The following is a 22536-nucleotide window of genomic DNA, read 5'->3' as shown; positions in this document are numbered from 1 at the left end:
ATGGGCTTGTCGTAGATCGGCATCAGCTGCTTGCTGACTGAAAGCGTCAGCGGATGCAGCCGTGTCCCCGAACCTCCAGCCAAGATGATGCCTTTACGTTCCATGGCAGAAACCTCATCAAAAAGCTTCGAAAGAAGAGGTGGACGACACCACCTCTCCCTACTGAAGTTATTCGCCTAACGGATATAACCAAGGCTCTCAAGCTTTAGCAGAATGCGCTGGGCAGCTTCGTCAGGAGTGCATTCTTCAGTTTGAATGCGCATCTCTGGATTTTCCGGAGTTTCATATGGATCAGAAATACCGGTGAATTCCTTAATGATCCCAGCCCGGGCCTTTGCATAGAGTCCCTTACGATCCCGCTCCTCGCATGTTTCTACAGTTGTGGCAACGTGGATTTCAACAAAGCCGCCTAACGGCGAAATCATTTCACGAACATCACGGCGAGTTTGCGCATACGGAGCAATTGGTGCGCAAATCGCTATACCACCATTTTTCGTGATTTCGCTGGCGACGTAACCAATACGCATAATATTGATGTTGCGATGCTCCTTGCTGAAACCCAGCTCTGATGACAGATTCTTGCGAACAAGATCGCCATCAAGCATGGTCACACGGCGCCCCCCCATTTCCATCAGTTTAACCATGAGCGCATTAGCTATAGTCGATTTACCAGACCCGGAAAGTCCTGTGAAGAACACTGTAAAACCCTGCAAATGCTTAGGCGGATGAGTTCTCCGCAATTCAGCAACTACTTCCGGGTAAGAGAACCAAGCGGGGATATCCAGCCCTTCCATCAGACGGCGGCGAAACTCCGTGCCGGAAATATTAAGAACTGTCTGACCTGCCTTGACCTCATCGGAAGGTATATATTCAGCAAGCTCCTCAACATAAACCATCTCTTGGAATGGCACCATTTCTATACCCAGCTCTTCGGCATATTGCGCACACAGATCTTGCGCTTCGTAAGGACCATAGAAGTCCTTGCCATCCGAGCCTTTTCCAGGCCCTGCATGATCGCGACCAACAATGAAATGCGTACAACCGTGATTTTTGCGAATGATCGCATGCCAAACGGCTTCACGTGGTCCACCCATACGCATCGCGAGATGCAGCAGCGACAACATCGTGCTTTGTTCAGGATATTGTTTGATCAAATGCTCGTAGCAACGCACGCGCGAGTAATGATCAATATCACCTGGCTTGGTCATTCCCACAACAGGATGAATTAAAAGATTTGCTTCCGCCAGTTTCGCAGCGCGGAACGTAAGTTCCTGATGTGCACGATGCATAGGGTTGCGCGTCTGGAAAGCTACAACTTTACGCCACCCAAGCTTCTCAAACCGAGCACGCATATCCGCAGGATCATTCCTTAATCCGCGAAAATCATAATGCATCGGCGCCTCAATACCTTTGAGCTTTCCACCGATATAAACGCCACCAGCTTTATGCATCAAGTACGATACACCCGGATGTTTATCATCCGCCGTTCCAAATACGCCTTTTGCTTCTACAGTTTTATCCGGAGCCCAAATATCCGAAACTTCCAGAATAGCAACAAGCACACCCTCCGGATCACGTAAGGCAATACGCTCACCTAAAGTGACCGAGTCAGCAAACGTATTGCTGACATCAAGGGTGATCGGCATTGGCCAAAGAGTGCCGTCCACAAGACGCATCTCCGCCACAACGCGATCATAATCTGCCTTACCGAGAAACCCTTCTAACGGCGAAAACGCACCATTAAGCAACAATTCGATATCACACAACTGTCGATGATCTAAATCCCAAGAGCGATACTCTTTAGCTTTCTGCTTCTCCTCTAAAGCGAGCTCTGCAGGTAGGTAGAGGTTTTTAAGTTTGCCACCATGGGGAGCGATCAGCGTTGTCATGCTTCAATATTCCAAATCATTTATTAAAAGGACGCAGCGAACACAACTATCGCAACGCAACAAAGTCTAGACATACAACATTAGTCAGTCATCAACAAAGAGCACACTACTGATGTCAAGCAGAAACATTCAAAACGGCCATACAAATGGCGCAACCAACACAGCCGTCACACCGACCAACACAGACAATGGCCCCCCCACACGAACGAAATCCCCAAACCGATAGCCTCCCGGCCCCATAACCATCAAGTGTGTCTGATAGCCAATTGGAGAAATAAAGCCCGCGGATGCTCCAACCATAATAGACATAACAAAAGGAAATTCGCTCACCCCCATCTGACGAGCAGCTGCGACGCCAATTGGGAACATTAAAACTGCAGCAGCATTGTTAGTTAAAAGTTCCGTAGCCAAAACAGTTATCAAATAAACAATGACCAATGTCATCCAAGGGTCACTGCCAACCATATGCATCATTAGTTGAGCCACAAGTGCTGCAACCTGTGTTTTTTCAACAGCGGCTCCTAACGCAAACGAACACGCGATGATCACAATTAGCTGATAATCAATAGATCGACGCGCTTGACCTTGATTAACACAACCAGCGAGAATCATTGCCGCTGCTGCAAGCAATGCACCGTATAAGGTATTGACATCAAATACAGTAGTACCAACAACCAATGCGGCAAGAATACTTAATGCAACAGGCGCACGAGAATGATCCGGCACCATTGAATCATCAACCTGACTAATCAGCAAAAAATCACGTGAGTATCGATGATGGCGCACAAAATGCGGTGCAGCTTCAACAAGAAGGGTATCCCCGGGCTGAAGCTCAATATCACCTAGTTTTTGTTGAACTCTGGAGCCTTGTCGCGACACTGCAATCACAGCGCCTCCATATCGATTGCGAAAACGCACATCCCTAATAGTGCGCCCGACACATGGCGACATTGGTGAGACAACAGCCTCAATCAAGCAACGCTGATTGTGACGTGCTTCAAGCTTAAACACCTGATCGGTCGCAACCCGAAGACCACGCAAACGACGCAAATCAAGTAACGAGTCTACAATTCCAGCAAATACTAAACGATCTCCGCCACGTAACACTTCCTGCGGAGTTACTGGGGAAATCAGTCGTCCCTCGCGGCCAATCTCAACAAGATACAAATGCGGCAATGAACGAAGCCCGGCCTCCTCAACAGATACACCAACCAGAGGTCCACCATCTTCTACAATCATTTCAACTGTATACTCTCGGGCATTCTGTGACTGCTCCACAGCGCTACGCCTCGCTGGCAATAAACGACGCCCCACAGTCATCAAATAAATACCACCCACTAACGCACACGGCAACCCAACCCGCATTGGATCAAACATACCAAGAGGGTCGAGGCCTTGCTGAGCAATGAGTCCATTAACAATCAAATTAGTACTAGTCCCAATCAACGTGCAAAGCCCACCCAAAATCGTTGCGTAATCCAAAGGCAACAAAAGGCGTGATGCCGCATGCCCAGCACGCCGACTCCATTCTTGAACCGCAGGCGTCAACATCGCCACGATCGGCGTATTGTTCACAAATGCACTAAGCACAGAAGAAGTCGAAATTAACCGAAGCTGGGCAATAGCAAGCGAGCCGGGCTTACCAAGCACCAACGATGCAAGCCATTGAATCCCACCCGTTTCGCGCAACCCCGCCACAACCACAAACAATACCGCAACAGTCAGCACGCCAGAATTGCTAAACCCACTAAGAGCTTCGGCTGGTTTCAACACACCAGAAACCAGCAAAACCGTCATCGCAGCCGCAAGAATCATATCTGGGCCAACACGACTGACTGCCAACATTAGCAAGGTCCACAGCACAACGGCGACCGTCAGCCATGCCTGCCAACCGAGTACAATATGATCCATCAACCATTAACTCCTACGTCGAGGCGTAATCTACTCAGATTTCCCTCGCTCCGTTCCTCAATTTTAACCTGCTTATTTACCCGATAACGTACAGGTCTGTTTTATCAAAAACACTTTAATAACTACAAATAAAAAACAACAAACCCAGCGTAGTTTTTCACAAAATATTTTCCGCCATCATCCAAACCAGCGCTTACTTGTTTTTATATGCGTACTGATACACATACTTCCCTGCGCCATAGCGGCCACCAATCTTTGTAACATCGTTAAATAAAACCCCACGTAAATTAATTCCCGCCTGCCGCAGGCGTTTGACGGCAACTTCGACCTCCCGCAAGGGATTTGCTCCAGCCTTGACGACCAGAAGTGATGCACCAGCCAAACGACCAACAACAGCCGCATCCGTCACGGCCAATACTGGAGGAGAATCGATCAAAACGTGATCATATTCCCGAGCAGCTTGCTCTACCGCCTGAGCGAAACGTTCGTGCAGCAACAATTCTGATGGATTCGGAGGAACAGCTCCCGTACTCATCAAATCAAGCCCTTCAATTGGCGTTGCTCGCACCGCACCAAAGAAATCAACCTGCCCAGTCACGCAATCAGAAACACCAGCACCTCGAGACAAACCAACATACTCGTGTAAATGACCACGCCTTAGATCTGCATCAATAACCAGCACCCGCTTGCCGGCGGTCGCTAATACCGCCGAGAGGTTCATTGATAAGAAAGATTTGCCTAATCCAGGACTCGGCCCAGTCACCATGATGACGTTATTTTTTGCCTCCATCATCACGAAATGCAACGTCGTACGGAGGCTGCGTAAACTTTCAATCGACAAGTCATCGCGATCTTGACTGAACAGCAATAAGTTCTGATCAATATTACCGTGCAGACGCCGACTGAGCTTTGCTTGTAAACGACTATGAGGAACTGTTGCATAGACAGGTAAGCCAATAGTTTTTTCTATTACATCAGGGTCTTCTACTCCACCACGCAATGCATGTTTTATAAAAGCCGAAACGAGCCCCAAAAACCCACCCAGGACAAAAGCAATAGCTATTACAAGCCCTTTTTTCGGTTTATCCGGATCAGTCGGCACCAACGCATGGTCAATGATACGGACATTACCAACGGTGCCTGCCTTGGCAATCTGTAGCTGTTGGGCATTGTTCAGTAGTGTGACATAAAGATCCGTAGCAACCTTAGCATCACGCTCAAGCTGCAAAATCTGCTTCTGCTCATCCGGCAGTGCTTGCACACGCCGGTCGAGATCCTTAAGCAACGCAGAGATACGATCAATTTGCGCATCTACAGCCACAACTTGCGGATGCGAGGGAGTAAAGCGCTGCACCAACTCCTCACGTTTCTGACGCAACTTAACCAAATCGCTTTGCAGGCTAACGGACTGGTCCAGTACGACTTGAGTCTCCTTGGCCATGTCAACTGAGCCAGCCCTGATACGGTACTCGTTCAACACAGCCGCAGCGGTATCCATATTTTGTTTAAGGACTGGCAGTTGCTTACCAAGGAATGCCAACGTCTGCTCAGCCTCTGCTGATCGACGCTCGACATTTTGCCGCAGGTACAAATTTACAATATCATCAATCGTTTTTGCCGCTCTGACAGGGTCAGTATCACTATAACTAACCCCGATGATCCCAGACTGTTTGCCTTGCTCCCCAACTTTCAGTACCGAATCAACGTCACTGATTGCTGTTACAGGATCTTTTTTAATAACCTTAAATGTAACACCAGGTCGGGCCACCATCTCCGAAACAAAGATACGCAAACGTTCTTTACCAATCCCCACTTCTGCGGCTTTACCAACCTCGCCCTGCAATACGGCATTTTTGTCAGGATCAAATACTGTGTAATACCCGTTATCTCCAGCTAAAATTTTTATTTTATTGTTGTAATAAGAAACAGGAACCTCAAGACTATCAATCTGAAGAACCTCCCCCCCCCAAGCAAATCCATCCATTCCAAACAACGGATCTGCTAACCCACTATCCGGCGCAAAGTACCGCGCCCACGCACCACCAAATACAGGAAACGCTACAGGATCCACAACAATATCGAGATGCTGGTTTGCGATGACTTGGCTGAGCACCAATCGCGACTGCATAATCTGCATTTCCGCTTCGGTTGGTGAACTGCCACCTAATAGATCCGCCATGTCGCCAAGTGCAGAATCAATACTGGTTTTACTTTGTTCGACCTGCACCACTGCATCAACCGAGTAAATCGGGCGAGCGATAAATGCATAAGCAACTCCTAGCAACAATACTAGGAGTGTCACCCCAAAAATAAGTCCCTTCGACTCACTGAGTACAGCCAGATATTCGCCAAGATCGACATCATCATCTGCCGCACCAATTCCTGTCTGCATATTCGTTTCTGGTTTCATGTTCGCCACGGGCGACAGTACCTTATAAAGGAATTTCTTAAATCAGCGAGCGTTGATCTGCGTTGTCGTTTGCCCGTTCCATAACGGGAAATGCGTAGCCGTCGAGGCCTGCAGGGTCTGCGCCGTTGGCAGGATCTGCGAGATCACACGGTTCCAACGCGTAACACCAGCTGTATCGACATAAACAACATCACGTGCCTGCAGCGGAAAGCGGTCAGCCAGCAACATGGCATCTGCCGTAGATACATCCAGGTGGAAGATTTCCGGTTTAGCGCTCACGTTGGCACGAATCACGAAAACGTTGCTGGTATTAGCGGATGCCAAGTCAAAGCCTCCCGCATCCCCAATGGCTTCAGCCAAGGACATCCGCCCCTTATTCATAAGCAGCGATCGCTGGCTGCCCACTTCACCGATGACGAAGACTTTATTCAGGCTGTTATCCCAAACATTGAGGATATCGCCATCTTGCATCAGAACATTCGACTGCAAGTCACCATTCTCATACATTCCCAGCAGATCAATCGGGTACACTTTACCATTTCGTGACAACGTCAGAAGATGCTGATCAGCGATCTCGCTTACGCCACCGGCTCGATTCACGGCTTCAGCAATAGTCATCGGGATATCATTGATAAATTGAATTCCAGCCGTTTTGACTTCACCGACGACATAGACTTTTTTACTTCGATAAGCAGCAACGCGCACGTCAAGCTGCGGATTCTCAATATAGGTCGCGATTTTCCGAATCAGCAAATTACGCAACTGATCAACAGTCAGGCCTGCTGCCTTAACAACTCCTACGTACGGATAAAACAGTGTACCGTCTTCATTAATAATCGTCCCAGCAGCTTCTGCCGAACGAAACTCACCGGCTGGGATTGTCAGCTCCGGATGATCCCAAACAGTGATTGATAAAATATCACGGGGTCCAAGCCTATATCTTTCATAAGAAACTTTTGGTGGCCGACCAAACGCATCAAAAAGCTTGCGTTGCATTTCGGACTGCTCAACGACAACCGGCGCAGTAATACGCGTAATTTTTGCGCGTTCTGTGCTTGGTTCACCATCTTTATTAACAGGAATATCTATATCTGATGAATCAGTTAAAGACGACATATACATGCCTGGCGCAAATCCACAGCCTCCAACAGCAAGGCCAAGAATCACAGCACAGGCGATGGGGTGCAGCGTGCTACGCATCATCGCGCTCAACCTTCAAGTTTCGGTAACCAGTCCGCAAGCCCCCGGTCCAGCAAGACCAAGGCCTCTTCAAATGCTTCACGAGGGCGCTGATAAGGATCGGGAATATCAAAACCACCCCACTCACCCCAGCGGTATACTTTGCCTCGCCCGCTGGGATCGATTCTGTCAACCGCCTTTTTATGCCCTGACTCCATGACCAAGATGAGGTCCGCTGAACGCACAAGCGTTGGAGTGAGCTGACGGGCTCGATGTGCAGACAAGTCAATGCCTCGCTCAGCGAGCAGATCCACACTCATGGGGTCCGCAGGATGATCAGCGAGAGCGCCAATGCCCGCGGAACTAACAGACTTTGTAGGTAGCGCCTGCTGCAGCAAGGCAGCCCCCATTGGGCTGCGACAGATATTACCGACACAAACAACCAAGATGTTATCGAACATCGAGTTTCCTTGTTCTTGGGCGGTGTGAATGCGAACCGCGCAGGCGGCTCCGGTCAACGCACACCCATCCTTGGAGACCCTGCAGAGCATCAATGCGATACAGGTGGCACAAACCAACCGGTGTCAGCAAACTTTACAAATCAATCTGCAAGCCTTTCATTTTGCACGGATATTAACCGAATTTCTTCGGTCTCGTCATGAATACTTTTGCACTTGCAGCACAAATTACCGGCGTGGCAGCGTCCCGCCTCCAATCACGAGACGGCAGCAATCAACTGAGCAATCTCTTCCGTTCGCGCCTGCATCAAAACTGCGTCTGCTCGCGCTTCGACATTCAGCCGCAGCAACGGCTCAGTGTTCGATGCCCGTAGATTAAAACGCCATTGCGGAAACTCAGCACTGATGCCATCAGTGCGGTCTATCTGCGGCTCAAGGGGCGCGAAATGGGCCAAAATACGCTCAATCACCGCCCCACTGTCAGCAACTTCGAAGTTGATTTCACCACTGCAAGGGTACGCAGCCATCCGCTCATCAACCAATGAAGACAGCCTCTGCCCACTGCGACACAAACGCTCCGCTACTAGTAACCAAGGAATCATACCGGAATCACAGTAGGCGAAGTCACGGAAGTAATGATGCGCACTCATCTCCCCGCCATAGGCAGCGTCCTCCAAACGCATGCGCTCCTTGATGAAAGCGTGGCCGGTTTTCGACTGAATTGGTTCGCCTTCGGCCGCACGAATCATGTCAATCGTATTCCAAGTCAGCCTTGGGTCATGAATGATCTTTGCACCCGGGTGCTTCTCCAGCATCTGTGCCCCAAGCAATCCAACGAGGTAATAACCTTCGATAAATCGTCCATTCTCATCAAAAAAGAAACAGCGATCGAAGTCGCCGTCCCACGCAATACCAAAATCGGCGCCACTAGCCTGCACTGCTGCTGCAGTAGCTGCGCGGTTCTCCGGTAGCAATGGATTGGGAATTCCGTTAGGAAAACTACCATCTGGGTCGTGATGCACCTTAACGAAATCAAACGGCAAGTACTTTTCAAGCTCATCAATAATCAAACCTGCCCCGCCATTTCCAGCGTTGACCACGACTTTCAATGGAGTAAGCAGCGCCGTGACATCGACATAGCCAAGCAGATGCTGGATGTATGCGCGTTTGCTGGTATCGGTATGAATGTTTCCGTGGCGATCAGCCACCGGATACTCGTTGCGCTCCGCCAGTTCGCGAATAGCTTGCAGTCCTGAATCACCGCTAATTGGCTGGCTACCTGCACGAACCAGCTTCATCCCGTTGTAGTCCATCGGGTTATGGCTAGCAGTTACCATAATGCCGCCGTCCACCGGGAGGCCTTTCTGCTGGCGATGAAAGGTTTGGAAATAAACCTCTTCAGTACCACACAAGCCGATGTCGACAACATCTACCCCGCCATCCAACAAGCCTCGTGATACGGCAGCAGCAAGCGCTGGACTCTGCAAACGCACATCAAAACCGACAACGACAGCACGCGGCTGCAAATAAGCGGCATAAGCACGTCCGATGCGCCATGCAATATTCTCATTGAGCTGATTCGGCAAACGGCCGCGGATATCGTAAGCTTTAAAGCAGGTCAGTATCGTCATCGCTTAGCCTTTGGTCCCCTGACGTCCATAGATATCTTCAAAGCGAACGATATCGTCCTCACCAAGATAGGAGCCAGACTGAACTTCGATTAGCTCAAGTGTCAGCTTTCCAGGATTTACAAGCCGATGCGCAACACCAAGAGGAATGTAGGTCGACTGGTTTTCTGTAAGCAAGAAAGTCTCATCACCACGAGTGATTTCAGCCGTTCCCTTGACGACGATCCAATGCTCAGCCCTATGATGATGCATTTGCAAGCTGAGCGCTGCACCAGGCTTAACTGTAATACGCTTTACTTGGAAGCGATCTGCACTATCAATCGAATCGTACGCGCCCCAAGGCCGATACACTTTTCGGTGATATTTCCACTCGCTGCGGCCATTAGCTTTAAGCTGCTCAACAACTCGCTTCACATCCTGCACTTGAGTTTTACTAGCCACTAACACGGCATCTTGAGCATCGATGACAACAAGATCTTTAACGCCTACCAAAGCCACAAGCCTTTCAGCATGCACATAGCTATTGCAACTGTCGATGCTGATGACATCCCCCTTAATGACGTTGCCACTCGCATCCCGCTTGCCGACATCCCACAGCGCAGACCAAGAACCGACATCACTCCAACCTGCTGCAAGCGGCAGCACGGCGGCATTCCTCGTCCGCTCCATGACTGCATAATCAATACTATCTGAGGGACACCCCTGAAACGCTGAGAGATCAAGACGAATGAAGTCAACATCCCGACGGGCACCTGCAAACGCTGCACGGCAAGCTGCAAGCAAGTCTGGGGCGTATGTTTCAATTTCAGCTAGAAACCGCGAGGCACGGAACAAAAACATTCCGCTATTCCAGAAATAATCGCCTCCAGCAACATAAGCTTCTGCAGTCGCCCGATCAGGCTTTTCGACAAAACGATCGACACGACTAACGTTACGCTCGCCCTCAATAAGCGCTCCAGCCTTGATATAACCGTAACCTGTTTCCGGAGAAGTCGGCACGATCCCAAAGGTAACCAGCATGCCAGCTTCCGCTACATGACATGCTTCCTGCACAGCACAACGAAACGCAGCGGCATCTTCAATGACATGGTCCGCAGGCAAAACCAGCAGCAAGGGATCGTCACCCTGCATCTGTACCTGCAGTGCTGCCAACGTAACGGCTGGTGCCGTATTGCGCCCCACAGGTTCAAGAACAATAGCCGCCGGATCCACGCCAACAAGACGCAGCTGCTCGGCAACCATGAAGCGATGCGCCTCGTTGCAAACAATGAGCGGCGCCTGCAGCCCGGCCAACCCCTCCAAGCGCATTACCGTTCCCTGCAGCATCGTGTGCTCATCAACCAGCGCGAGGAACTGCTTCGCGTAGGCCTCGCGAGATTGTGGCCACAATCTCGTTCCGCTGCCTCCGGAGAGAATCACGGGCAAGACGCTCGTCATCGCGACGACTCCTTGAACATGACGGCGGGCGCTTCCGCGCCCGCATAAAAGGTAGCTTCAGCCTTTCCGCTTAGTGTGCTCCGCCCCGGCCGATGCCGTAATGCATCAGCCCTGCACTGCGCAATTGCTCCGGCTCATAAACATTACGACCGTCGAAGACGACGGGGTACTTCAGATGCGATTTGATCAAACTGAGATCGGGACTGCGGAAAGCATTCCATTCGGTCACGACCACCAGAGCATCGGCACCCTCAAGTGCAGCTTCCGCTCGATCACACAGCTTCAGTCCTGCCCGCTCACCGTAAATCCGGCGGCACTCTTTCATGGCCTCTGGATCATAAGCCTGCACTTTTGCACCAGCCGCCCATAGCGCTTCCATCAATACGCGGCTGGGTGCATCACGCATATCATCGGTTTTCGGCTTGAATGAAAGCCCCCAGAGAGCAAAGGTCTTCCCGGCGAGATCGCCACCGAAATGCGCGCTGATCTTCGCGAACAGCACTTCCTTCTGCCGGTTGTTGACGTTTTCCACAGCTGAGAGCAACTCGGCGCGGTAACCGATATCACGCGCAGTATGTTCCAGCGCTTTGACATCTTTCGGGAAGCAGGAACCACCGTAACCACACCCGGGATAAATAAAATGGTAGCCGATGCGCGGATCTGCACCGATACCTAAGCGCACATGCTCGATGTCCGCCCCGAGACGCTCGGCCAGATTGGCAATCTCGTTCATGAAACTGATCTTGGTCGCGAGCATTGCATTGGCGGCGTACTTCGTGAGCTCCGCCGAACGCACATCCATTTCAACTAAACGGCTGTGGCTGCGATTAAACGGAGCGTAAAGGATACGCAGCAATTCGGTTGTGCGCGGATTATCAGTACCGATGACAATACGGTCCGGACGCATGAAATCGTCGACCGCCGCACCTTCCTTAAGGAATTCTGGATTGGAGACCACGTCGAATTCGACACCCGCACCGCGTGCAGAAAGCACCGATGCAACAGTGTCACGAACGACGTCAGCGGTCCCGACCGGTACGGTCGATTTATTAACGATGACACGGAACTCACTCATGTGCTCACCAATCGAGCGAGCCACGGCCTTAACGTGCTGCAGATCCGCAGACCCGTCTTCGTCAGGTGGGGTTCCCACGGCGATAAACTGAAACAATCCGTGAGCAACACCTTCGGCGACATCCGTAGTGAATTCGAGATTGCCAGCCGCGGCATTACGCTTGACGACCTCATCAAGCCCGGGCTCGTAGATCGGAATGACGCCATTGCGCAAGCCTTCAATCTTGGCGACGTCAACATCGACGCACACCACATGATTGCCTACTTCCGCCAAGCATGCACCTGTAACCAAACCGACGTAACCCGTACCGAAGATGGTGATCTTCATTGATCCTTTACCCGTCAGAAACCCAATGATTGCAACCATCCGTCCCTCAATGGACAGAGTGGCGGCCACCTTAACCGCGTGCTCTCACGCGAGCAAGCAGCGCCCCAAGCCCCTACGCGCGCTAGAATGGCGCGTTTTCAGTCAGACGGACCCGATCGTGACGATGGTCAAGACCCGCTTCGCTCCCAGTCCAACCGGATTCCTGCACATTGGCGGTGCCCGCACGGCGTTGTTTTCCTGGTTACACGCCCGCCGGCATGGTGGCCAGTTCGTCCTGCGCATCGAGGACACTGATCTCGAACGCTCCACGCCGGAAGCTGTCAACGCCATTCTCGAAGGCATGAGCTGGCTGGGTCTCGACTACGACGAGGGGCCGTTCTACCAGACGCAGCGTTTCGATCGCTACCGGGAAGTCATTCAGCAGCTGCTGGCCGAGGACAAGGCGTACTACTGCTATTGCACGAAGGAAGAGCTGGACGCTCTGCGTGCCGAACAGATGGCGCAAAAGATCAAACCGCGCTACGACGGCCGGTATCGTGAGTACAAAGGCGCGCCGCGCGAGGGAGTCGAACCGGTCATCCGCTTCAAGAACCCACTCGATGGCATCACGGTCATCGATGACTTGATCCACGGTCCGATCACCTTCCAGAACAGCGAGCTCGACGATCTGATCATCGCCCGCGCGGACGGCACGCCGACCTACAATTTCTGCGTCGTCGTCGATGACATGGACATGGGCATCACGCACGTCATCCGCGGCGATGACCACATCAACAACACGCCGCGGCAGGTCAATATCCTCGAAGCGCTCGGGGCTCCGGTACCCAAATACGCCCACGTGGCGATGATCCTCGGCGACGACGGCCAGAAACTGTCGAAGCGCCACGGCGCAGTCAGCGTGCTGCAATACCGTGATGACGGCTTTTTGCCCGAGGCCGTACTCAACTACCTGGTTCGCCTCGGCTGGTCACATGGCGACCAGGAAGTGTTCTCGCTCGACGAGATGATCCGGCTGTTCGACATCCATGACGTCAACAAATCGGCCTCCGCCTTCAATACCGGCAAGCTGCTGTGGCTGAACCAGCAATACATGATGGAAATGCCACCGGAGCATCTGGCGCGTCACCTGTCGCCGCATCTCGGCGCTCTGGGCATCGACCCGAGTGACGGCCCCGACCCGGTGGACGTCGTGCGCGAGATGGCCTGTCGAGCACAGACTCTGAAGGAACTCGCTGAGCAAAGCGCATTCTTCTATGTCGATCCGCAAAGCTACGACGAGAAGTCTGCCAAGCAACATCTGAAGCCGGAAGCTGCCACACCCCTCGCCGCGGCGCGTGAGCGCTTTGCTGCCCTGCCCGACTGGCAGCCCGAAGCGATACATGCCGCCGTCGCCGAAGTCGCCGAGGCATTGCAGCTGAAGATGGGTAAAGTCGCACAGCCGCTGCGCGTCGCTGTCGTCGGTCGTGCCGCCTCGCCGGGCATCGACGTCACGCTGCAACTGGTTGGCCGAGTGGCTGTATTGCGCCGCATCGACCGAGCGCTCGCGCTGCTTGCCGGCTGAAGCCATTCCCGCCCTGCGGCTGCCTGCAGGGCCCCACCTCTCTGCTGCCGAATCGACGCCATGAGTCACGAAGCCCCGGCCAAGACCCACTTCATCCGCCAGATCATCGACGAGGACATCGCCGCCGGCCGTATGGCACCAGCCGACGTGCACACGCGCTTTCCTCCCGAACCGAACGGCTACCTGCACATCGGCCACGCCAAGTCGATCTGCCTGAACTTCGGCATTGCGCGCGACTACGGTGGCCGCTGCAACCTGCGTTTCGACGACACCAATCCGACGAAAGAAGACATCGAGTTCGTCGAATCGATCGAGGCCGATGTGCGCTGGCTCGGCTTCGACTGGGAAGACCGCCAGTTCTACGCCTCGGACTACTTCGAGCGACTGTACGCTGCCGCTGAAGAGCTGATCGGCAAAGGGCTCGCCTATGTGGACGATCTCACGGCCGAGCAGATTCGCGAGTACCGCGGGACGCTGACTGAAGCCGGCCGCGACAGCCCTTATCGCAATCGCAGCGTCGACGAGAACCTGGCGCTGTTCCGACGCATGCGCGCCGGCGAGTTTGCCGACGGTTCCCATGTCCTGCGCGCGAAAATCGATATGGCGTCGCCGAACATGAACCTGCGCGACCCGACGCTTTACCGCATCCGCCACGAGCACCACCACCAGACCGGTGACGCCTGGTGCATCTACCCGATGTACGACTTCGCCCATGCACTGTCCGATGCCTTCGAGGGCATCACGCATTCGATCTGCACGCTGGAATTCGAAGACCACCGACCGCTGTACGACTGGTGCGTCGAGAACGTCACCCTTGCAGCCCGGCCGCGGCAGTACGAGTTCTCGCGCCTGACGCTGCAGTACGCGATCACCAGCAAGCGCCGACTGACACAGCTGGTCAAGGAAGGCATCGTCGATGGCTGGGACGATCCGCGCATGCCGACGATTGCCGGGCTGCGCCGTCGTGGCGTACCGCCGGCGGCGATTCGCGAGTTCTGCGAACGCATCGGAGTCACCAAAAGCGACAACGCCGTCGAAATGGAGATGTTCGAGGCCTGTGTGCGCGAGGAGCTCGACCGCAGCGCACCACGGCGCATGGTGGTGCTGCGTCCGCTCAAGGTCACGCTGACGAACTGGCCTGCAGACCGCGTCGACTGGCTCAGCGCCGCCAGCCACCCGAAAGACGAAAGCTTCGGCAGTCGTGACGTGCCGTTCTGCGGCGAGCTGTACATCGATCACGAGGATTTCGTCGAACAGGCCAACAAGAAATGGAAGCGCTTGGTCAGCGGCGACTGCGTGCGCCTGCGCAACGCTTACGTCATTCGCTGCGAGGAAGTCATCAAAGATGCTGAAGGCTCGATCCGCGAGCTGCGTTGCAGCTGCTACCTCGACTCGCTGGGCGTCAATCCGGACGGCGTGAAGCCGCGCGGTGTCATCCACTGGGTTTCCGCACGCCACGGCGTAGCGGCGGAGGTACGCGTATACGAGCGCCTGTTCACAACGCCGTTCCCGGACCGGGAGGAAGGCAACTTCCTCGACTTCGTCAATCCCGACTCGCTGGAACGGCTGTCGCAGGCCATCGTCGAACCGGCACTGGCCGGAGCCGCGGTTGGCGAACGCTTCCAGTTCGAGCGCGAAGGCTATTTCTGCCGCGATCTCGACAGCGGTCGCCTGGTGTTCAATCGCACGGCCACACTGCGCGACAGCTGGGCAAAGATCGCCGACAAGGCCTGAAGCCGCGTGACCGTCTTCGCGCTCCCCGGACACGATATTTGCTGCAGGCAGTTGACAGGTGATCGCGAATTCATAGAATAGCGGCTCTCCAGCGCCGTGGGGCTATAGCTCAGATGGGAGAGCGCCTGCATGGCATGCAGGAGGTCATCGGTTCGATCCCGATTAGCTCCACCAAAGTTTCGATGAATCACCGGCCCAGCCGCTGATTCCAGGTTGTAAGGCCTGACGCAGTCTTCTGCGTCCCCATCGTCTAGAGGCCTAGGACACCGCCCTTTCACGGCGGCGACAGGGGTTCGAATCCCCTTGGGGACGCCACTTCATTCGGGGCTATAGCTCAGCTGGGAGAGCGCCTGCATGGCATGCAGGAGGTCATCGGTTCGATCCCGATTAGCTCCACCATCGTCAAATCCGTCAAAGCCGCCTCCAGGCGGCTTTTTCGTTTATATGCCATCGCTTTTCCGTCAATGCAGAGTGGTTGACAGCTACATGGCAAGCATGATGTGCTGAATCACATGAACACGTACCTGAATCTCCTAAGCCTCCTACTAACGACCCGTTGATGCTTCCGGGTTGGCGCTTCGCGCCTGTCGTTAGGCTTAGATTCAGGAATTCCCCGCGTGACTTCGTGCTTCAGCTGCTTCCCTTCCGCTCTTGATCTCCGTAACGCGCGCTACTCGCGCGGCGCACTACGACTGCTTCGCGGTCGCCGGGCCTGACGGCTGCCTGGCGACCGGAGGTCGCGTCGTGATTTTCGTTTGACCCGCGCATTGCACATAACGGACAAGAGAGACGGACATGATGAACACACCTGCCAACAAGTACCGCGCCTTTCAGGGCATCAGCCTCAGCGAACGCCAGTGGCCGTCACGGCGCATCGAACACGCGCCGCGCTGGTGTTCGTCCGACCTGCGCGATGGCAACCAGGCGCTGATCGAACCGATGGACATCGCCCGCAAGCACCGCTACTTCGAAATGCTCGTGCGCATGGGCTTCAAGGAAATCGAAGTCGCTTTTCCGTCCGCCTCGCAGACGGATTTCGATTTCGTGCGCAGCCTGATCGATGGCGGCCTGGTCCCTGACGACGTGGCGATCCAGGTATTGACGCAGTCACGTGAAGATCTCATCCGCCGCACTTTCGCAAGCCTGCGTGGTGTCAAGCGGGCCATTCCGCACCTGTACAACGCCACTGCGCCTGTCTTTCGCGAGGTCGTGTTCGGGCTTGATCACGCCGGTACGATCGCACTCGCCGTCAAGGGCGCCCGCTTATTTGCGGAATGTGCTGCCGAGCAACCGGAAACCGACTGGACCTTCGAATATTCACCCGAGACCTTCTGCTTCACCGAGCCTGAATTCGCGCTGGAAATCTGCGAAGCCGTGCTCGATGTCTGGCAGCCGACGCCGCAGCGTCCGGTGATCCTCAACCTGCCGGCGACCGTCGAAGTGGCGACGCCGAATGTCTACGCCGACCAGATCGAATGGTTCTGCCGCCACATCTCGCGCCGCGACAGCGTCATCATCAGCGTGCACCCGCACAATGATCGCGGCACCGCCGTCGCCGCTGCAGAGCTGGCCATGATGGCCGGTGCCGATCGTATCGAGGGCTGCCTGTTCGGCAATGGCGAGCGCACCGGGAATGTCGATCTGGTCACGCTCGCGCTCAATCTCTACAGCCAGGGCATCGACCCGCGGCTCGATTTTTCCGAGCTGCGTGACATCGTGCGCACTGCCGAATACTGCAACCAGATTCCGGTGCATCCGCGTCACCCCTATGCCGGCGACCTGGTCTTCACGGCATTCTCCGGTTCGCATCAGGATGCAATCAAAAAAGGCTTTGCGGCTCAGGAACGACGCACGGCGGCCGGCGACGCGCATTGGGAGGTGCCGTACCTGCCGATCGATCCGGCCGATGTCGGCTGCAGCTACGAGGCAGTCATCCGCGTCAACTCGCAGAGCGGCAAGGGCGGCGTCGCCTGGCTGCTCGAAAAGGAATACGGCGTCTTGTTACCGCGCCGCCTGCAGATGGCCTTCAGCCAAGTCGTACAGCGACACAGCGATGCCAGCGGCAAGGAGCAAACCGCGGCCGCGATCTGGGAGACTTTCCGCAACGAATATCACCTCGATACGCCGGCTCCATTCGCCCTGCTCCGCCACAGTGACATCCCGACCCGCAGCGGTACCCGCACCGAAGAGCTGAGCGCAGAGCTGTGCATCGGCCAATCGGTACGTACCCTGCGCGGACGCGGCAATGGCCCGATCGCGGCGTTCGTCGACGGCCTCGCCCGTGATCTCGGCATCGAATTGACGATCGCCGACTACCATGAGCACGCCACCGGCCACGGTGCCGACGCCACCGCGGTGGCTTATGTCGAAGCGCAGATCGGCGGCCAGACGATCTTCGGTGTCGGCATCGATGCCAACATCGTCACGGCCTCCCTGAACGCCGTGGTATCGGCGCTCAACGGTGCAGCCACCTGCGGCGTACTGCCACAGGCAGCGCAGATCGCCGCGGTCGCCTGAGCCGGCAGCCAGCAGGGCGAACGGGCATGACTCGCCGCGTCGTTCGTCTCGCTGTCTGGGCCTTCGTGTGCGGGCTGGCGCTGTGGAGTGCAGGCATCGAGCCACGCCTGCTGCGCACGCGTGAGCTGACACTGGCCGTCGAGCCATGGCCGGCCGGCACACCACCGCTGCGCGCCGTCTACTGCAGCGACCTGCATGCCGGCAGCGGCGCCATCGATCTCGCCGCGCTGGATCATCTCGTTGCCCGCATCAGCGCGCTGCAGCCCGACCTGCTGCTGCTCGGCGGCGACTACGTCAATCAGGTCACCGCCTTCGGCTTGGTGCAGCTCAACATCGAACCGGTCGCCGAGCGGCTCGGACGCGTTCCCGCGCGTTACGGACGCTTCGCCGTGCTCGGCAACCACGATGGCTACTACGGCGCCGAGGCAGTGCGCGCCGCGCTGCAGCGCCACAGCATCCGCGTGCTCGATAACAGCGCGGCAGCGGCCGGCGCGGTGTGGGTCGCCGGAGTCGCCGACGACATGACCGGCCGCCCCGATGTACGCCTAGCACTGCGCGACATCCCCGCGCAGGCTCCCACCCTGCTGTTGACACACGACCCCGCCACCTACGCCGAACACCCGCCGGGCCTGCTGCTGGCACTGGCCGGCCACACGCATGGCGGCCAGATCACCCTGCCCGGCCTGGGAGCGCTGTTCATCCCCGGACGGGCGCCGCGGCGCCATGCCCGCGGCTGGATCGATGAAGGTCACGGGCCGATGTACGTCACCACCGGCATCGGTACCAGCACGCTGCCGCTGCGGCTGGGGGCGGTGCCGGAAATCGTCGTGCTGACGCTGCAGCCGGCCGCTCAGCTGCAGGCCAGCACCAGTGCCAGGCCCGGTGCCGACGCCAGCGTCGAGACCAGAATGCTGCCGGTGGCGATGGCCTCGTCACCATCGAACTGACGCGCCTGCACGTAGGACGCCGCCGCCGTCGGCGTCGCCAGCAGGATCAGGGCCGCGCGGCGCAGGTTCTCATCGAGCCCGAACAGCGCCGCCAGCGCGACACCGAGCAGCGGCAGCAGCAGGGTCTTGATCGCCGCCGCCGCCAACACCGGCAGCGTACGGCCGTGGAAATGCACACCGAGCAGCGAACCACCGATGCCGAGCAGCGCCAGCGGCAGCGCCATATGCCCCAGCGCCTCCAGACTGCGGGTGATGCCCGATGGCAGCGCCGGCCCCCACGCCGCCCAGGCCAGACCGCTGGCGCCGGCAAACAGCTGTGGGTTGAACAGGATGTCGAGCAGCAGACGCAGCCGGCCACCGCTACGCTCACAGCTCGCCTGCAGTACCAGCACCGCCCCGAAGCCATAAAGCGTGACGATCGGTGCAAAAGCGATGATCGCCAGCGAGCGCACCAGCGGATCGCCATGCGTGGCGTAGACGATGACCGGCAGACCAATGAAGGCCAGATTGCCGCGAAACGCGCCCTGCACGAAGGTGCCACGGGCACGGCGATCGACGCCGCACAGCGGCGAGGCGAACCAGGCCAGCGCCCCGCCGGCCACCGTGGCGCAGACCACGGTGGCGAACAGGCCGGCGGCCGCGCCGAGCTGCAGCGGCGTGGTGGCGATGCTGATAAAGGTCAGGCAGGGCAGCCCGACCCAGTAGGCCAGACGATTGATGTCGGCCAGCATCTGCGCATGGAAAAACCCCCGCCAGCGCAGCAGCGCGCCGAGCGCGACCACCAGGAACACCGGCGCGAGTGAATTGAGGATGGAAGTCATGACGAGCGACGAGCGGACGGCAGAGTAGCGATCATCGCCGCACTGTTAACGCTGTCAATCCGCGAATGTACGTACGGCGCATGCACAGGGCAGGCGCCGCAGCGACCTTACGCCAGGATCAGCCGACGGTTTCGACGCGCACCCGCCCGGCCAGATTGCACAGCATCTCGTAAGCGATGGTGCCGGCGGCATCGGCGACTTCCTCGGCCGGCAGCCCCTCCCCCCACAGTGTCACCGGATCACCGATGCCGGCCTGCGGCTGGGCGCTGAGGTCGACGCAGATCATGTCCATCGACACCCGACCGAGCAGCTGGCTGCGCTGGCCGTTGACCAGCACTGGCGTGCCGCTCGGCGCGTGGCGCGGATAGCCGTCGGCATAACCGATCGCGGCGATGCCGACCCGCATATCCTGCGCGCAGGTATAAGCCGCCGAATAGCCGACGCTCTCGCCGGCCTTGAGCTGCTTGACGGCGATCAGCGCGGTGGAGAGCGTCATCACCGGGCGCAGCGCGTCATCGGCGCCGCTGTGGCCGACCATCGGCGTCACGCCATAGAGCATGATGCCCGGACGCACCCAGTCGTGATGCGCCGCCGGCCAGTGCAGCACGCCGGCGGAGTTCGACAGCGCACGGCGCACGCCCAACCCCTGTGTGGCCTCGGCGAAGCAGGCGATCTGCGTGGCGGTGTTCGGCCGGGCCGGCTCATCGGCACAGGCCATGTGACTCATGACACCGAGCTCGGCATCGACATTGGCACAGGCGCGCAGCCGCGCCACCAGCGCCGGCAGCGCCTGCGGCCGCACGCCGAGGCGGTGCATGCCGGAATCGAGCTTGACCCAGACCTTCAGCGGCCGCGCCAGCGTGGCGGCCTCCAGCCAGCCAGCGTGCAGCGGATCGTGCAGCGAGATCTCGAAACCGTGCTCAGCGCACAGCGCGAGTTCTTCTGCGGCGAAAACGCCTTCGAGCAGCAGGATCGGCTGCGTGGCACCGGCGGCGCGCAGCGCCAGCGCCTCCTCGATGCAGGCGACGGCAAGCGCATCGGCCTGCTGTTCGAGCACCGGCAGCAGGCGGGCGGCGCCATGACCATAGGCATCGGCCTTGACGACGGCGAAGACGCTGGCGGCGGGCGCGCATTCGCGCACGCGGCGCAGATTGTGGCGTAACGCGGAAAGATCGATTTTGGCGAGGGCGGGACGCATGGCGGAATACCGGCGGCGGAAGCGGCGAAAAGGGCGGCGGCGGAGCGAGCGGGCAGTCTACGCCGCCTCAGGCGGCGTAGCGCTCCAGGCCGAGGCCGGCGGTATCGATCTCGGCGGCACGCCCGCTCAGCAGATCGGCGAGCACGCGACCGGAACCGCAGGACATGGTCCAGCCGAGCGTGCCATGACCGGTGTTGAGCCACAGGTTCTGGTACTTCGAGCGGCCGATGATCGGCGTGCCGTCCGGCGTGTTCGGCCGCAGCCCGCTCCAGAACTCGGCGCGCGGCAGGTCACCGCCCTTGGGGAACAGATCGTTGACGACGAATTCCAGCGTGGCGCGGCGCTCGTCGCGCAGCCGGGTATCGAAGCCGGTCAGCTCGGCGGTGCCAGCGGCGCGGATGCGCTCGCCCATCCAGGTGATCGCCACCTTGTGCTGCTCGTCCATGATCGTCGAGCGCGGCGACATTGCCGGATCGAGCATCGGAATGGTCAGCGAGTAGCCCTTGATCGGATACACCGGGATCTCGATGTCGAGCTGGCGCAGGAAGGCCGTCGAATAGCTGCCGAGCGAACAGACGTAGGCATCGCCGCTGATCACGCCCTGCGGCGTATCGATGCCGGTGATGCGATCGCCACTGCGCTGGATGCCAAGGATCGGCGTCCCGAAGCGGAATTCAACGCCCGCGGCCTGCGCCAGGCGCGCGAGCTTCTGCGTGAACTGGCGGCAGTCGCCGGTTTCGTCACCGGGCAGGCGCAGGCCGCCGACGAACTTGTCACAGACCAGACCGAGCGCCGGCTCGGCGAGCACGCAGCCCTTGCGGTCGAGCACCTCGTGCGCCACGCCGAGCTTGGCGAGCACGGCGATGTCCTTGCCGGCCGCGTCGAACTGCTTCTGCGTGCGGAAGATCTGCAGCGTGCCCTGCTGGCGGTCGTCGTAGCGGATGCCGGTGGCGGCGCGCAGCGCGATGAACTGATCACGGCTGTACTCGGCCAGGCGCATCATCCGTTCCTTGTTCACGGCATAGCGCGCCTCGCTGCAGTTGAGCAGCATCTGCCACATCCAGCGTAGCATGTCGGCGTCCATCTTGCCGGCACGGATCGCCAGCGGTGCATGCTCCATGAACATCCACTTGACGGCCTTCAGCGGCACACCGGGCGCGGCCCACGGCGCCGAGTAACCGGGGGAGATCTGGCCGGCGTTGGCGTAGCTGGTTTCCAGCGCTGCGTCCGTCTCGCGGTCGACGACGACGACCTCGTGTCCGGCCTGTGCCAGATACCAGGCCGAGGTGGTACCGACGATGCCACTGCCCAGAACGATGACCTTCATGACCCGCCCCCTCGATTCATCCGGATTGCGGGAACCCCCGCATTTGACAGAAAGATGATTCATTCTATGGTGGCGTAACCAGCGGTTCTTGCTGAAAATCACCTGGATACAGCAAAA

Annotated in this window: 16 protein-coding genes and 3 tRNA genes; 7 read left to right on the top strand and 12 right to left on the bottom strand. The window is 57.2% G+C overall.

The genetic code is table 11. The annotated features are described in order from the left end of the window. From C7443_RS16080 to C7443_RS16040, 9 genes are all read right to left on the bottom strand, one after another. Positions 1-104 (bottom strand): sugar phosphate nucleotidyltransferase (locus tag C7443_RS16080; RefSeq protein WP_246004692.1); only part of this gene is annotated, 104 nt, incomplete at its 3' end. Between the two features lie 72 nt (positions 105-176). Next, positions 177-1889 (bottom strand): bifunctional sulfate adenylyltransferase/adenylylsulfate kinase, encoded by a 1713-nt coding sequence (locus C7443_RS16075; protein WP_110019636.1) that lies wholly within the window; start codon positions 1887-1889, stop codon positions 177-179. A 129-nt stretch (positions 1890-2018) separates the two neighbouring features. After that, complete coding sequence (locus C7443_RS16070; RefSeq protein WP_110019635.1) at positions 2019-3800, bottom strand: SLC13 family permease; 1782 nt, start codon at positions 3798-3800, stop codon at positions 2019-2021. 193 nt (positions 3801-3993) lie between these two features. Then, positions 3994-6210, bottom strand: coding sequence for a polysaccharide biosynthesis tyrosine autokinase (locus C7443_RS16065; protein ID WP_110019634.1), 2217 nt, complete (start codon positions 6208-6210; stop codon positions 3994-3996). Between the two features lie 42 nt (positions 6211-6252). Further along, the gene (locus C7443_RS16060; RefSeq protein WP_110019633.1) at positions 6253-7413 is read right to left on the bottom strand and encodes a polysaccharide export protein; all 1161 of its coding nucleotides are present in this window, start codon (positions 7411-7413) and stop codon (positions 6253-6255) included. Between the two features lie 5 nt (positions 7414-7418). Next, positions 7419-7850: a low molecular weight protein-tyrosine-phosphatase gene (locus C7443_RS16055; protein WP_110019632.1), complete on the bottom strand. Its 432-nt coding sequence runs from the start codon at positions 7848-7850 to the stop codon at positions 7419-7421. A gap of 254 nt (positions 7851-8104) precedes the next feature. Continuing rightward, complete coding sequence (locus tag C7443_RS16050) at positions 8105-9478, bottom strand: phosphohexomutase domain-containing protein (RefSeq protein ID WP_110019631.1); 1374 nt, start codon at positions 9476-9478, stop codon at positions 8105-8107. Between the two features lie 3 nt (positions 9479-9481). Next, positions 9482-10912, bottom strand: coding sequence for a mannose-1-phosphate guanylyltransferase/mannose-6-phosphate isomerase (locus tag C7443_RS16045; RefSeq protein WP_110019630.1), 1431 nt, complete (start codon positions 10910-10912; stop codon positions 9482-9484). Positions 10913-10982: 70 nt separating this feature from the next. Continuing rightward, the gene (locus tag C7443_RS16040) at positions 10983-12314 is read right to left on the bottom strand and encodes a UDP-glucose dehydrogenase family protein (protein WP_110019646.1); all 1332 of its coding nucleotides are present in this window, start codon (positions 12312-12314) and stop codon (positions 10983-10985) included. A 163-nt stretch (positions 12315-12477) separates the two neighbouring features. Between C7443_RS16040 and gltX the strand changes: the two genes are divergently transcribed. The 7 genes from gltX to C7443_RS16005 all read left to right on the top strand — a co-directional run bounded on the left by gltX (position 12478) and on the right by C7443_RS16005 (position 19073). After that, a complete protein-coding gene (gltX, locus tag C7443_RS16035) occupies positions 12478-13875 on the top strand; it encodes a glutamate--tRNA ligase (protein ID WP_110019629.1) in 1398 nt (465 codons plus the stop codon). Between the two features lie 60 nt (positions 13876-13935). Next, positions 13936-15609, top strand: coding sequence for a glutamine--tRNA ligase/YqeY domain fusion protein (locus C7443_RS16030; RefSeq protein ID WP_110019628.1), 1674 nt, complete (start codon positions 13936-13938; stop codon positions 15607-15609). Between the two features lie 98 nt (positions 15610-15707). Further along, positions 15708-15783, top strand: a tRNA-Ala gene (locus tag C7443_RS16025). Between the two features lie 65 nt (positions 15784-15848). Further along, positions 15849-15924, top strand: a tRNA-Glu gene (locus C7443_RS16020). 8 nt (positions 15925-15932) lie between these two features. After that, positions 15933-16008 (top strand) — tRNA-Ala (locus C7443_RS16015). A 396-nt stretch (positions 16009-16404) separates the two neighbouring features. Further along, a complete protein-coding gene (gene leuA, locus C7443_RS16010) occupies positions 16405-18126 on the top strand; it encodes a 2-isopropylmalate synthase (RefSeq protein ID WP_110019627.1) in 1722 nt (573 codons plus the stop codon). Between the two features lie 26 nt (positions 18127-18152). Continuing rightward, entirely contained in the window at positions 18153-19073 is a 921-nt protein-coding gene (locus C7443_RS16005) for a metallophosphoesterase (protein ID WP_110019626.1), read from the top strand. Here C7443_RS16005 and C7443_RS16000 read toward each other — a convergent pair. The 3 genes from C7443_RS16000 to C7443_RS15990 all read right to left on the bottom strand — a co-directional run bounded on the left by C7443_RS16000 (position 18977) and on the right by C7443_RS15990 (position 22419). Then, positions 18977-19894 (bottom strand): AEC family transporter, encoded by a 918-nt coding sequence (locus C7443_RS16000; RefSeq protein WP_110019625.1) that lies wholly within the window; start codon positions 19892-19894, stop codon positions 18977-18979. The two genes, C7443_RS16005 and C7443_RS16000, sit on opposite strands and share 97 nt — an antisense overlap. A 118-nt stretch (positions 19895-20012) precedes the next feature. Beyond that, on the bottom strand, positions 20013-21092 hold the full coding sequence (gene alr, locus C7443_RS15995; RefSeq protein ID WP_110019624.1) for an alanine racemase: 1080 nt from the start codon (positions 21090-21092) through the stop codon (positions 20013-20015). 67 nt (positions 21093-21159) lie between these two features. Next, positions 21160-22419: a D-amino acid dehydrogenase gene (locus C7443_RS15990; protein WP_110019623.1), complete on the bottom strand. Its 1260-nt coding sequence runs from the start codon at positions 22417-22419 to the stop codon at positions 21160-21162. Between the last annotated feature and the right edge of the window lie 117 nt (positions 22420-22536).

The sequence above is a fragment of the Plasticicumulans acidivorans genome (assembly GCF_003182095.1).
GTDB lineage: Bacteria > Pseudomonadota > Gammaproteobacteria > Competibacterales > Competibacteraceae > Plasticicumulans > Plasticicumulans acidivorans.
The sequence above is the reverse complement of the archived record's forward strand: the minus strand, read 5'-3'. Positions and strand labels throughout refer to the sequence as shown.